This window comes from Constantimarinum furrinae (assembly GCF_014295415.1).
GTDB classification, from domain to species: Bacteria; Bacteroidota; Bacteroidia; order Flavobacteriales; family Flavobacteriaceae; genus Constantimarinum; species Constantimarinum furrinae.
Window position 1 is genome coordinate 269,375 of record NZ_CP052909.1, and the last position, 12,237, is coordinate 281,611.

The following is a 12,237-nucleotide window of genomic DNA, read 5'->3' on the forward strand; positions in this document are numbered from 1 at the left end:
AAGAATAATGGACAGTATCCCAAACTTATACAGAACCCTGCTGCTGTGTTTTGGTTCCATCTTACTTTCATTTGGCTCTTTTTCACAAGAGGCGAACCTGGATACTATTGCCACAATTAAAAAATATCAAAAGGAAGCAGAAACTTCTATAAGAAATCAGGACTTTGACAATGCAATCGTCAACTTAACCAAGGCAAATAAGCTGGTTTCAAAATCTAAGAATGATGAGTTAAAGGCCGAAATACAGTTGGAGGCGGCCGAGCTTCACTATTATCTTCAGAATTATGAAAAAGCCTCTTTAGATATATCCAAGGCAGTTTCTCTACTGAACAATTTCGAAAACGAAGAAAAACTAGGACATGCTTATAATTTAAACGGGCTCATTCTTACTCAACTTGGAAAAGTTTCAGAAGCAGAAACCTATTTAAAAGAAGCCGATAAATTATTCACAAAGAACAATGATGAACAAGGTCAGGCCAATGTGATTCTGAGTCTGGGTCTACTGGAACTTAAAAAACAGAACTATAAGGCAGCGGTAAACTACTTCGACGCCGGGATCCCTCTGTTTAATTCCTACAATTTGTCATATCAGGAAGCTTTTTCATATATCAAAAAGGCGGAAGGACTGCTTAATCTGGAAGCAGGAGCTACCAAAAATAGCTTATCTCAGGCGAGTATTTCGCTTGCAAATGGTATGCAAATAGTCGATTCAAAGCCTTACCCGCGTTTACAAGCCGAAGGATACAAGATCGCTTCCTATATTGCACTTCGCCAAAATAATTATGAATTAGCTCAACAGTATATCGATCTGTACGAAACTCAAAAAGACAGTCTACAACAGGTCTATTTAAAAGCCATATCGAAGGGAGTGGATGCCGACTCGAATATTCTGGACCTCAACGAGCAGATCGCTACCCAGCAAAGTGAGTTGGACAAACAAAAGAAATCGATCAATTTTGGTAAAATGACCACGGGTCTTAGTATCGCACTCATCGTGATATTATCCTTGTTAACGCTGTCATTATATAAAAATAATAACCTGAGAGCTAAGGCAAACGAACTGCTTCAGGACAAAAACAACGAACTTCAGTTAGCAAAGGAAAAAGCCGAAAAAGCCTCTCTGGCCAAAGCGCAGTTCCTGTCTACCATCACCCACGAATTGAGAACGCCACTATACGCTGTGACCGGGCTAACGCATTTACTACTGGAGGAAAATCCGATGTCACATCAGAAGGAACATCTTAATTCCCTGAAATTCTCCGGTGAATATCTGCTGTCTTTAATCAACAATATTCTTGATCTCAATAAACTTGAAGCCAATAAGGTCGAAATTGAAAAAACCACATTTTCACTTAAGAAACGTATTAATGATGTACTCATCGCGCTTAAGAAATCTGCAGACGACCGTAAAAATAACCTGCATTTTGAATTTGACGAGACGATTCCTTCCAGCCTGGTAGGCGATCCGTTAAAACTATCTCAGATCCTAATCAATTTAATTGGAAATTCTGTAAAATTCACCCAGAACGGAGATGTATTCGTGCGCGTTAAAAAGCTGGAAGAGACGAAATCCAAGGTAACCCTGCATTTCGAAATTGAAGACAATGGTGTAGGTATTTCGAAGAAGAAACAGAAGAGTATTTTTGAAACTTTTTCTCAGGCATCGCTTCAGATCAACCGAAAATTTGGTGGAACCGGACTCGGACTTTCCATCGTAAAGAACCTACTGGAACTTATGGGTAGTAAGATCCATTTGGAGAGTCAGTTAGGTAAGGGGTCAAAATTCTGGTTTAATATAAACTTCGATGTTTCTGAGGAAATTCAGGAGGAAAAAAATCCGAAGAATGTTATCTACGACGTGGATTATGTAGCATTGGAGAATCGTAAGATCCTGGTTGTGGAAGACAACAAGATCAACCAGATGATCACTCGAAAGATCCTCGAAAAGAACAAGATGAAATGTATGGTGGCAGACAATGGAATGGAAGCCATTAAACTCGTTGAGGAGAACGAATTTGATGTGATCCTCATGGACATTCATATGCCGGGGATAAGTGGTATTGAGGCCACCCAGAAGATCCGTGAATTCAATAAGCAGATCCCAATAATCGCTTTAACTGCCGTGACTATAGACGAAAATCTGGATGATTTTTACAGAGCAGGCTTCAATGAAATAATTCCAAAGCCTTTTAAAACCGAAGAATTCTTCGAAAAGATCTATCGTACAATCGAAGCTAAGATCTTCCCGGTCAAAAACTAACTTTTTCCGATCTTTTTTTTAATTGCCGCTCTAACGGTTTCTTGGAAGAATTCTTCCTGTTCATTTAATATCAACGTCTTTATGGGCAGATAATACAAAGCGAATTTATCTAATTTCGGCTGTAGCCGCATATAATCTTTTTCGGTGGTAAGAATAAGTTCCTTTTGCTTTAAGTTGTTGATTTCTGAAGGGGAAAATTCGTGGTGATCGGGAAATTTCTCATGCTTAAATGTAAACTGATTTCGTTTCAGGTAGTCCAATAAAGGTTTAGGATTGGCGATCCCTGTCACCAATGTAAATGGTTTGTCTTGTAAATACTGAAGCCGAAGGTTTTCGGTCTTTCCGTAGATCATATCGTCATAGCCTATTTTCGAAAAATATACCTTTTGATGTGGTTGAGGCTGCAATCTAAATTTTATTTCCTGAAGTTTGGCATAGGAAACCACATCGGGGCATTTGGTGACCACAATAAGATCGGCTCGCCTTGCTCCGGCTCTGGATTCGCGTAAATTCCCCGTGGGAAGCATAAAATCTTCAATATAGAGCTCATGAAACGAAGTGAGCAGTATGCTGAAGTTAGGCGAAACTTTTCGATGCTGAAAGGCATCGTCGAGCAGTATAACATCGGCCTTCTTTCTTAAATTTGCAATACCCGTTTTTCGATCCTCACAAACAGCAACAACACAATTGGGGAAATTTTGCTTAAATTGAAGCGGTTCATCCCCTACCTCTTCAGCGGTGCTTGCACCATGCACTTCCTTGAACCCCGATGTCTTTCGTTTATAACCCCGACTTAATACGGCGATCTTATAGTCGTCTTTCAGAAAGGAAATAAGATATTCGATCATAGGCGATTTACCCGTCCCTCCTACCGAAAGGTTTCCAACACAAATTACCGGGAAATCATACTCCTGACTCGAAAGCCAGCCTTTGTTGTAAAAATAATTCCGCAGTGAAGTGATACACCCGTAGAGTATCGAAAACGGAAATAATATCCACCGAAGCAACTTCATGCAACGAAAGTACTAATTCCTCATAAATTGTATTTGAATTTGTTGCACTTTTAAAATGAGTCCTTTGTTATAGCAACTATGCCTTCAAAAGGAGTATTCTTTTATCTTTACAACAAAATCTACACTATGAAGGTAAACGATGTATTGCAGCTCTTGGATGAATTAGCTCCTTTGTCCTATACTGAGGATTTTGACAACACCGGACTATTGGTGGGCAACAAAAACGCCGATGTCACCGGAATTCTCGTCACACTTGATACACTGGAAAGTGTAGTGGATGAAGCCATTGATAAAAATTGCAATCTCATTGTGAGTTTTCATCCCATTATCTTTTCCGGCTTAAAGAAGATCACGGGTAACACCTATGTCGAGCGGGTGGTAGCAAAAGCAATTAAGAACGATATCAATATCTTTTCCATACATACCGCGTTGGACAATGCATGGAACGGCGTAAATGCAATGATCTGTGAAAAGCTTCAGCTGAAGAACAAAAAAATACTGATCCCACAGACCGGTACCATTAAAAAACTAATAACCTTCGTTCCTGTAAAGGATGCCGAACAGGTTCGCAATAGTCTTTTTGCTGCGGGAGCCGGAACAATTGGGAATTACAGTCATTGCAGCTTTAACATTGAAGGAAAAGGAAGTTTTAATGGCAATGAATCTTCTACTCCCACAATTGGAAAAAAAGGGGAAACCCATTTTGAAGAAGAGATACAGCTTGGGGTAACCTTTCATAAGCATTTAGAAACGACGGTTTTACAGACGCTTTTTAAGGCACATCCCTATGAAGAAGTGGCCTATGAGGTCACAACCCTTGAAAATACCAATCAGCATATTGGTATGGGTATGGTTGGTGAGCTGGAAGCTGAAAGTACACAGGAGGAATTCCTTCAGAAATTAAAAGAAACATTTCACTGCGGATGTATCAGGCATTCTGTTAAAACAGATAAACCGGTGAAAAAAATTGCGGTGCTGGGTGGTAGCGGAAGTTTTGCCATTGATGCAGCTAAAAGCGCCGGTGCCGACGTATTTGTCACATCCGATTTGAAATATCACGATTTTTTTAAGGCCGAAAATAACCTTCTTTTAGCCGATATTGGACATTATGAGAGTGAACAGTACACAAAAGACCTTATAGTTTCTTTCCTTAACAAAAAAATCACTAATTTTGCAATCGTTTTATCGCAAATAAACACCAATCCTATTACCTATTATTAATTTATGGCAACAAAAACAGAAAGCACTGTAGAAGAGAAGTTAAGAGCGTTGTTCGACCTGCAATTGATCGATTCGAGAATTGATGAGATTAGAAATGTACGGGGTGAACTGCCTCTGGAAGTGGAAGATTTGGAAGATGAAGTCGCCGGAATGAATACCCGCCTTGAAAAACTTAAGACAGATCTTGAGTTGATCGAAACAAATATCAAGGATAAAAAATTGCTTATTGAAGAAGCAAAAGGTCTTATTAAAAAATATACTTCCCAACAGGATAACGTACGTAACAACCGTGAGTACAATTCATTGAGCAAGGAAATTGAGTTTCAGGAACTGGAAATTCAATTGGCTGAAAAGCACATTAAAGAGTTTAAAACTCAGATCGAGCAAAAGAATGAGGTTATTACTGAAACCAAGGAGCGTCTTGCTGCTCGCGAAGAGCATTTAAAGCATAAGCAAAACGAATTGGACGAGATCCTTTCAGAAACTGAAAAAGAAGAAAAGGCTTTGATCAAAGAATCGGAAAGTTACGAGAAGAAGATCGAAGAGCGCTTGGTAAAAGCCTATAAGCGGATTAGAACCAATGTGAAGAACGGTCTTGCCGTTGTAGCCGTAGAGCGCGGTGCTTCGGGTGGTTCTTTCTTTACCATTCCACCACAGGTGCAAATGGAGATCGCATCCAGAAAGAAGATCATCACCGATGAGCACAGTGGTCGCATCCTTGTGGATCCTGAACTGGCAACTGAGGAACGTGAGAAAATGGACAAGCTTTTTGCAAAGGTAAAATAGTCAAAGTCCTAAAAATATATCAAAGCCTTCACAGATCGTGGAGGCTTTTTTTATTATTTTAACTGAAAGTTATCTAACGGCTCGCCGACTTACTCAAAAAAAATATCATGAAGAGATCCATCTTAATTACTTCTGTCTTACTGCTCTTTGTATTACAAGCCTCCTGCAAACCGTCGAACGAACGCAACAAAGAGGCTGAAGCTATCGCCCAGAAAGAACTTACACCTATTGAAATTGAACCGCAAGATGGTTTAGAACGCGCTTATTTTGCAAGTGGATGCTTTTGGTGTGTGGAAGCAGTCTACGAAAGTGTAAAAGGAGTAAAGGAAGCGATCTCAGGATATAGCGGTGGTATGACTAAAAATCCTACCTACAGAAATCATGCCGATCATGCCGAAGCAGTTGAAGTGATCTACGATCCAAAAACCGTGAGTTTTTCTCAATTGGTCGATGTGTATTTTGGATCTCAGAATGTAACACAGGTAAACGGTCAGGGGCCGGACAGAGGTTCTTCGTACCGTTCGATCATTTTTTATCAGAACGATGCTCAAAAAAAGATCATTGACACTAAGATCGCCGAGATCAATAAACAACTGGGTGGTGATAAGGTAGCTGCGCAGGTGTTGCCCTTTCAGAAATTCTGGGAAGCAGAGGCCTATCATCAAAACTATGAAAAGCTGAATCCAAACGATTCCTACATTCAGAATGTATCCATTCCAAGACTGAAACGCTTTCAGGAAAAATTCCCCGAATTACTCAAGGAGAATTCAGATCATTAATTAAATGATATTCATTTAAAAGATATATTCTTCATAGTCTGCCAAGTCTTTTTATACTGCTCGGTTTTAAAAATGGTAGCTTGATTGTGAAAAAGAAATAACCACTACAAAGCTTACCGTTTAGTAGCCTTTACTTCAAAAATTAGCGGGTATTTTCTATCCGGAAGTTCAAACATTCCGGCTACCGTTTCGACCAAGCCGGGAAATATATTGTAGGGAGAGGCATGATGTTCCTTCAAAAAATCGATATGAAATCCGGCGTTGGTTAGCGAGCTGATCACTTCACCTAAGCCGTGATTCCATCCGTATTCCTTAGAGGATAATTCAGCATTGGTGTCGGCATAGGTCCCCTTATATTCCTCGTAGATCGCCTCTTTTTGTTGATAACCATACGAAAGACACGGAGGCGTCTTTGTATAATCGAACATCCAAGCTATGGGATGAAACTCAACAATATAAAAAGTGCCACCCGGCTTTAGACGTTCGAAAATGAGCTGTCCCCAGGGATCAAGATCGGGTAGCCAACCTATGGTTCCGTAGCTGGTGAACACTATGTCAAATTGTTCGATAATATATGCTGAGGCATCCAGCACATTGCAGCAAACGAACTTCGCATCCTGTCCGAGTTCATGATTGAGTTTTTTAGCGAGTTTAATCGCTTCTTCAGAAATATCAAGTCCGGTACATTGCGCACCCTTCCTACTCCAACTTAAGGTGTCCTGTCCGAAATGACATTGTAAATGCAACAGCGACTTCCCTGAAACATCACCAAGGGCCTGAATCTCGTAATCCTTTAACGATGTCTCGCCCGTCTTAAATCCCTCGAGGTTATAAAAGTCACTCGCAGCATGTATGGCCACTTTTTTGTTCCAGGTTTCACGATTAGTTTCAAAGGCGTGCTTGAAGTCCATAATACGGCTATAGATTACAGCATAAAAGTAGTAAAAAAGGGTTTAGATGTCGTTTGTAATAATTTAACATCTAAAGTTAAACAGCGTTAAACTGTATTACAATGCCTTATTTGAGTAGTAGATTTATGTAACTAATTATAAAAACAATCATTATGAGAGATTTAATTTGGTTGATCGTGGTAATACTAATTATAGGATGGCTGGTAGGTTACTTTGGCTTTGCAGAAAGCGTAGGTAGTCTTATCCATATTTTATTGGTATTGGCAGTTATTGGTATTCTTTACCGATTAGCTACAGGACGCAGACCTTAACTTAGTACTAACTATTAAAACCAACAAAATGAAAAGAGTATTCTTATTGTTATTCGCAGCCGGTATATTGAGCACAGGTTTTATGAGCTGCAGAGAGAACAAAACAGTCGCAGACGATGTAGAAGATGTAGTTGACGACGCAGAAGATGCAATAGATTAATTCTATATCGAATGCAGAAAAGCCCTTTTGATTTTTAGAAGGGCTTTTTTTATTATACGTTGTATCCGCTTGCCAATAATTCACGCCATTCGGGATGTCGCTTTACATAAGCTGCCACAAATGGGCAAAGAGGTACTAATTCTTTATCCTCTTCTTTTATTATAGATAAGACTTCCTTGACCAAACCGGAGCCTACGCCCTTTCCTTCCAGTTGTTTTGGAACTTCGGTATGCGTTAGATATACCTTATTTTGTGCCCTTATATATTCAATAAAGGCTGTTTGATCCTCTATCTTAGTTTCAAATCGTTTCCGTTCTGTATTTTCTGTGATCGTCATGTAGTTTATGAATTGTGCGATCCGTCGCACATTGGTTTATTTCCGCTTTTTCCGCATCTGCAAAAGGCAGTACTTCTTTTTTTATGCTCCTTGGTACCGTCATCATAAGTGATCTCAATAGCTCCATGAACCAGTAATGGTCCGCCGTTTACAACTTCTACACGGGTGGTTTCTTCGGAAGGAGTTTCGTCCTTAGGTGACCCGTTTGAATTGAGGTAATAACTCAGTGCACCACTGGGACACTTTTTTATGGCAGCCATTAGATCTTCCGAACCGGCATTGTTAGGTTGAATCCAGGGTTTGTCCTTAGGCTTAAATACCTCCGGTAGATTTTTCACACAGTTTGCAGAATGTATACACAATTCCGGCTTCCAAACAACCGTAACTTCTCCATTCGAATATTCTTTAGTCTTTCCCATATTATAAATTTACAAAAATTATACAGGCGAAAATAGTTTCTGTATTTTTACTGAAAAACCATTACTTATGAGATATTTAAGTCTTTTTTTCTGCAGTATTTTATTTTTAACGGGTTGTAAAAATGAAACTGCTAAAACTGAAACGTCTACGGAAATTTCAAACACTGAAACGGAAACCGTCTACAAAGTACCGGATAACAAGATTTTATCAACTCCGGAAGCGATCGCGTATAAATATGGATTGGAACACTGGAATAACGTCAAGGAATTGTCATTTACCTTCAATGTAGATCGTGGCAATAATCATTCTGAGCGAAGTTTTATATGGAATCCAAAAACTAATGATGTAGTTTATATAACTGAAGCCGATACGGTAAGATACAATAGGAATGAAAAATTGGACAGTCTGGCTCTTAGTGCCGATAAATCATTTATCAATGACAGCTATTGGCTGCTGGCTCCTTATAAACTGGTATGGGACACAGGAACGACTTTTAAGGATACGAAGAATGTTATAGCACCGCTTTCAAAGCAAAAATTAAATAAGCTTACCCTGGTCTACGCTAATGAAGGAGGATATACACCGGGTGATGCATATGATCTTTACTACGGAAATGATTTCACTATCAGGGAATGGGTTTTCAGAAAAGGAAATTCGGCAGAACCAAGCATGATCACCACATGGGAGAATATCGAAACTGTAGGAAAGTTGAAATTGACCACCATGCACAAGGACAAAACAGGCGAGTTTAAACTGTATTTTACGAATATCTCGGTGGAGCAAGAAATTTGAAACCCTCCTCAATAACAAATATTAATTCCTATTTTTGTGTGAAGCCGAAAACAGCACCTAACCCATGTTCCAAAATTCAATAGATTTTGCCCAAAATTGTGATGCAAATGATTCTTTATCGCATTTCAGAGAAAAGTTTTATATCCCAAAAGACAAGGACGGCAATGAACTCATATACCTTTGCGGAAATTCCTTAGGGCTTCAGCCAAAAAAAACTTCAGAATACCTTAAAAAAGAGCTGGAAGATTGGGCTGAACTAGGGGTCGAAGGGCATACGGAAGCCGAACATCCCTGGATGCCCTATCACGAATTTCTTACGCAAAGTATGGCCCGAATCGTTGGTGCCAAACCCAAGGAGGTTGTAGTCATGAATTCTCTTACGGCCAACCTCCACTTTATGATGGTTTCCTTTTACCGGCCAACGTCCAAACGTTATAAGATCGTCATCGAAAGCGATGCTTTTCCCAGTGATAAGTACGCTGTGGAGAGTCAGTTGCATTTTCATGGTTTCGATCCCAGGGACGGACTCATACTTTGGAAACCCCGCAAAGGAGAAAATTTATGTAGGTTCGAAGATCTGGAGGAAATTATAAAGCAACAGGGCGATACCATAGCACTACTTATGATTGGCAGCACCAATTATTACAGCGGGCAAGCATTTCCGCTTAAAAAAATTACAGAACTGGGGCATGCTAACGGTAGTATTGTTGGTTTCGATCTGGCTCATGGCGCAGGTAATATTCAGCCCAATTTGCATGAAAGCGGTGCCGATTTTGCCGTGTGGTGTACCTATAAATATCTCAACAGTGGTCCGGGAAGTCTTGGGGGATGTTTCGTTCACGAACGACACGCCAACAATCCAGACATGAAGCGCTTTACCGGCTGGTGGGGACATAACAAACAAACCCGTTTTAATATGCGTCATGAGTTCGAGCCTATTCCAGGTGCAGAAGGCTGGCAGCTTAGCAATCCGGCAATTTTATCGATGGCCGCCATTCGGGCCTCTCTGGATGTATTTGAAGAAGCCGGATTTGATAATCTTAGGGAGAAGGCAGTTAAACTAACCGGTTTTCTTGAATTCCTTATAAAAGAATTAAATGATAACAGAATCCATATTATCACGCCTTCAAATCCTGAAGAGCGCGGCTGCCAATTGTCGATTCAGGTGAACAGTGCCAATAAAGCCTTACATACCGATCTAACAAAAGCAGGTGTGATTAGCGATTGGCGGGAACCGGATGTGATTCGAGTTGCTCCGGCACCACTATACAACAGTTTTGTTGATGTGTTCAAATTTGTGGAACAATTGAAAAAAGTGCTCAACTAAAATGAAGGATCAGAACCAGAACATATTAATCATTGGCGCGGGGCTCTGCGGAAGTCTGTTAGCTCTGCGTTTGGCGCAACGAGGATATAACATCACGCTGGTGGAAAAACGTCCCGACCTTAGAAAAACCGAACAGGATGCAGGGCGGTCCATAAATCTTGCCCTTAGTGATCGCGGGTTACGGGGTTTACGACTGGCCGGGGTAGAGAAAGATGCCCTGGAGCTGTGTATTCCCATGCGCGGGAGAATGATCCATGATGCTTCCGGAAATACGTTTTTAAGTCCGTATAGCGGACGGGAAAACGAATATATCAATTCTATCTCCAGACCCGGATTGAATATGCTGTTGTTGGATGCGGCAGAAGCCATGGATAACGTGAAACTGGTATTCGGACATGGTTGTAAAAAAGTGGATCTCGAAAACGCAGCAGCAATTTTTAAGGATTATGAATCGGGGAATGAGGTTCAATATAAGGGTGATATTATTTTAGGTACCGATGGTGCTGGTTCTTCTGTTCGGCGAAGTATGTACGAACATCGAAAATTCCTATTCAGTTTTTCGCAGCAATGGCTCACTCATGGTTATAAGGAAATAAGTATCCCGCCGGCGGAAGGCGGAGGATATCGCACCTATAAGGAAGCGCTTCATATATGGCCGAGAGGAGAAGATATGTTAATTGCACTGCCTAATCTCGATGGAAGTTTTACCGTAACGCTGTTCCTGCCTTATGCGAACAGCGAGTATTGCTTCGACACCCTTACCACGCCCGAAATGGTCCACGAATATTTTAACAAGGAATTTCCCGATGCAGTGGCCCTTATGCCAAATCTTGCGGAAGAGTTCTTTGGAAATCCCACAGGACCCCTTGGAACCATTAAATGTTCGCCCTGGAGCAGCTATGGAAAAACACTCATACTGGGTGATGCTGCACACGCCATAGTACCTTTTTACGGTCAGGGAATGAACGCTTCATTTGAGGATGTGGTTGTGTTTGATGAAGTTTTAGACCGTTTTGAAGGAGATTGGGAAAAGGTATTTCAGGAGTACGAAAAAGTGAGAAAAAAGGATACTGATGCCATTGCCGATCTGGCTGTAGATAATTTCCATGAAATGAAAGAACATACTGCTAGCGCGCTATTTCAGCAAAAAAGAAAGCTGGAGATCGCCTTCGAATCTGAATTTCCCCAGCACTATCATTCTAAGTATTCTCTGGTTACTTTTAACGAAGATATTTCGTATTTTCAGGCTATGAAGCAAGGACGGGCCCAGGACAAGGCGATTCTCAATCTTCTGGACGACGGAACGCTTACGGAACAGATGACTCTGGATGAAAAGTTGAAATTGGTGAAGCAGACAACTGAAGCCATTTTGCACGACGATGCCGTTGCCAAGAACCTGAATTGATCTGAATCATTCCGAAAACATCGTTATAAAAAATTAAAACAGCTAAAATGAGTAATAAAAGCAGATTAGTGGAAGGAAAAGCAAGCCCCAGGGGTGCGTACCCTCATGTAAAACGGGTGGGGGACTTTATTTTTATTTCGGGAACCAGTTCCCGACTTCCCGACAATAGTTTTGCAGGAGTACATCAGGTGGATGAAATGGGAAGTATGCATCTAGACATCAGGGAACAAACTAAAGCAGTACTTGAAAATATAAAAGATTATCTCGCAACCGAAGGAGCCACCATGGAAGATGTGGTAGATGTTACGACGTTTCTGGTAAATATGAATGACTTTGCGGGGTATAACGAAGTCTATGCGCAGTATTTCACTGCAGCAAAGGGTCCGGCCCGAACTACCGTAGCGGTGCACCAACTCCCCCATCCCAATTTGGTGGTTGAAATAAAAGCGATGGCATATAAGCCCTTGAATTAAGGAAAGGTTTTATATGAATGACCGAATTTCTTATTGATAAAA

Annotated in this window: 14 protein-coding genes; 10 read left to right on the forward strand and 4 right to left on the reverse strand. The window is 40.7% G+C overall.

Translation table 11 applies throughout. The features are described 5' to 3' along the window. The first annotated feature begins 7 nt into the window (after positions 1 to 7). The gene (locus tag ALE3EI_RS01320) at positions 8 to 2,260 is read left to right on the forward strand and encodes a response regulator (RefSeq protein WP_186990063.1); all 2,253 of its coding nucleotides are present in this window, start codon (positions 8 to 10) and stop codon (positions 2,258 to 2,260) included. On the opposite strand, the gene lpxK is transcribed toward ALE3EI_RS01320, so the two are convergent. After that, positions 2,257 to 3,273, reverse strand: a complete 1,017-nt coding sequence (gene lpxK, locus ALE3EI_RS01325; RefSeq protein WP_186990065.1) for a tetraacyldisaccharide 4'-kinase — start codon at positions 3,271 to 3,273, stop codon at positions 2,257 to 2,259. The genes ALE3EI_RS01320 and lpxK overlap by 4 nt on opposite strands. Positions 3,274 to 3,399: 126 nt before the next feature. Between lpxK and ALE3EI_RS01330 the strand changes: the two genes are divergently transcribed. The 3 genes from ALE3EI_RS01330 (at position 3,400) to msrA (ending at position 6,059) form a co-directional block, all read left to right on the forward strand. Further along, positions 3,400 to 4,494 (forward strand): Nif3-like dinuclear metal center hexameric protein, encoded by a 1,095-nt coding sequence (locus ALE3EI_RS01330; protein WP_186990067.1) that lies wholly within the window; start codon positions 3,400 to 3,402, stop codon positions 4,492 to 4,494. Positions 4,495 to 4,497: 3 nt separating this feature from the next. Next, the gene (locus tag ALE3EI_RS01335; RefSeq protein WP_186990069.1) at positions 4,498 to 5,280 is read left to right on the forward strand and encodes a zinc ribbon domain-containing protein; all 783 of its coding nucleotides are present in this window, start codon (positions 4,498 to 4,500) and stop codon (positions 5,278 to 5,280) included. 107 nt (positions 5,281 to 5,387) lie between these two features. Further along, positions 5,388 to 6,059 carry a peptide-methionine (S)-S-oxide reductase MsrA gene (msrA, locus tag ALE3EI_RS01340; RefSeq protein WP_186990071.1) on the forward strand — a complete coding sequence of 224 codons (672 nt, stop codon included), beginning with the start codon at positions 5,388 to 5,390 and terminating at the stop codon, positions 6,057 to 6,059. A gap of 113 nt (positions 6,060 to 6,172) precedes the next feature. On the opposite strand, the gene ALE3EI_RS01345 is transcribed toward msrA, so the two are convergent. After that, positions 6,173 to 6,970: a class I SAM-dependent methyltransferase gene (locus ALE3EI_RS01345; protein ID WP_186990073.1), complete on the reverse strand. Its 798-nt coding sequence runs from the start codon at positions 6,968 to 6,970 to the stop codon at positions 6,173 to 6,175. 152 nt (positions 6,971 to 7,122) lie between these two features. On the opposite strand from ALE3EI_RS01345, the gene ALE3EI_RS01350 reads away from it, so the two are divergent. Continuing rightward, positions 7,123 to 7,281: a lmo0937 family membrane protein gene (locus tag ALE3EI_RS01350; protein ID WP_186990075.1), complete on the forward strand. Its 159-nt coding sequence runs from the start codon at positions 7,123 to 7,125 to the stop codon at positions 7,279 to 7,281. Positions 7,282 to 7,309: 28 nt separating this feature from the next. After that, entirely contained in the window at positions 7,310 to 7,441 is a 132-nt protein-coding gene (locus ALE3EI_RS13760) for a hypothetical protein (protein ID WP_262891069.1), read from the forward strand. A gap of 52 nt (positions 7,442 to 7,493) precedes the next feature. Here ALE3EI_RS13760 and ALE3EI_RS01355 read toward each other — a convergent pair whose 3' ends face one another. Next, complete coding sequence (locus tag ALE3EI_RS01355; RefSeq protein WP_186990077.1) at positions 7,494 to 7,778, reverse strand: GNAT family N-acetyltransferase; 285 nt, start codon at positions 7,776 to 7,778, stop codon at positions 7,494 to 7,496. 5 nt (positions 7,779 to 7,783) lie between these two features. Then, entirely contained in the window at positions 7,784 to 8,197 is a 414-nt protein-coding gene (locus ALE3EI_RS01360; RefSeq protein WP_186990079.1) for a (4Fe-4S)-binding protein, read from the reverse strand. Positions 8,198 to 8,264: 67 nt separating this feature from the next. On the opposite strand from ALE3EI_RS01360, the gene ALE3EI_RS01365 reads away from it, so the two are divergent. The 4 genes from ALE3EI_RS01365 to ALE3EI_RS01380 all read left to right on the forward strand — a co-directional run bounded on the left by ALE3EI_RS01365 (position 8,265) and on the right by ALE3EI_RS01380 (position 12,195). After that, positions 8,265 to 8,990: a hypothetical protein gene (locus tag ALE3EI_RS01365; protein WP_186990081.1), complete on the forward strand. Its 726-nt coding sequence runs from the start codon at positions 8,265 to 8,267 to the stop codon at positions 8,988 to 8,990. Between the two features lie 64 nt (positions 8,991 to 9,054). Continuing rightward, positions 9,055 to 10,317 carry a kynureninase gene (gene kynU, locus ALE3EI_RS01370; protein ID WP_186990083.1) on the forward strand — a complete coding sequence of 421 codons (1,263 nt, stop codon included), beginning with the start codon at positions 9,055 to 9,057 and terminating at the stop codon, positions 10,315 to 10,317. 1 nt (position 10,318) lies between these two features. Beyond that, on the forward strand, positions 10,319 to 11,722 hold the full coding sequence (locus ALE3EI_RS01375) for an FAD-dependent oxidoreductase (RefSeq protein WP_186990085.1): 1,404 nt from the start codon (positions 10,319 to 10,321) through the stop codon (positions 11,720 to 11,722). Positions 11,723 to 11,769: 47 nt separating this feature from the next. Beyond that, positions 11,770 to 12,195, forward strand: a complete 426-nt coding sequence (locus ALE3EI_RS01380) for a RidA family protein (RefSeq protein WP_186990087.1) — start codon at positions 11,770 to 11,772, stop codon at positions 12,193 to 12,195. Positions 12,196 to 12,237: the final 42 nt, after the last annotated feature.

Coding starts and splice junctions, on each gene's coding strand:
- ALE3EI_RS01320 (WP_186990063.1), top strand. CDS start 8: ATGGACAGTATCCCAAACTTATACAGAACCCTGCTGCTGTGTTTTGGT.
- lpxK (WP_186990065.1), bottom strand. CDS start 3,273: ATGAAGTTGCTTCGGTGGATATTATTTCCGTTTTCGATACTCTACGGG.
- ALE3EI_RS01330 (WP_186990067.1), top strand. CDS start 3,400: ATGAAGGTAAACGATGTATTGCAGCTCTTGGATGAATTAGCTCCTTTG.
- ALE3EI_RS01335 (WP_186990069.1), top strand. CDS start 4,498: ATGGCAACAAAAACAGAAAGCACTGTAGAAGAGAAGTTAAGAGCGTTG.
- msrA (WP_186990071.1), top strand. CDS start 5,388: ATGAAGAGATCCATCTTAATTACTTCTGTCTTACTGCTCTTTGTATTA.
- ALE3EI_RS01345 (WP_186990073.1), bottom strand. CDS start 6,970: ATGGACTTCAAGCACGCCTTTGAAACTAATCGTGAAACCTGGAACAAA.
- ALE3EI_RS01350 (WP_186990075.1), top strand. CDS start 7,123: ATGAGAGATTTAATTTGGTTGATCGTGGTAATACTAATTATAGGATGG.
- ALE3EI_RS13760 (WP_262891069.1), top strand. CDS start 7,310: ATGAAAAGAGTATTCTTATTGTTATTCGCAGCCGGTATATTGAGCACA.
- ALE3EI_RS01355 (WP_186990077.1), bottom strand. CDS start 7,778: ATGACGATCACAGAAAATACAGAACGGAAACGATTTGAAACTAAGATA.
- ALE3EI_RS01360 (WP_186990079.1), bottom strand. CDS start 8,197: ATGGGAAAGACTAAAGAATATTCGAATGGAGAAGTTACGGTTGTTTGG.
- ALE3EI_RS01365 (WP_186990081.1), top strand. CDS start 8,265: ATGAGATATTTAAGTCTTTTTTTCTGCAGTATTTTATTTTTAACGGGT.
- kynU (WP_186990083.1), top strand. CDS start 9,055: ATGTTCCAAAATTCAATAGATTTTGCCCAAAATTGTGATGCAAATGAT.
- ALE3EI_RS01375 (WP_186990085.1), top strand. CDS start 10,319: ATGAAGGATCAGAACCAGAACATATTAATCATTGGCGCGGGGCTCTGC.
- ALE3EI_RS01380 (WP_186990087.1), top strand. CDS start 11,770: ATGAGTAATAAAAGCAGATTAGTGGAAGGAAAAGCAAGCCCCAGGGGT.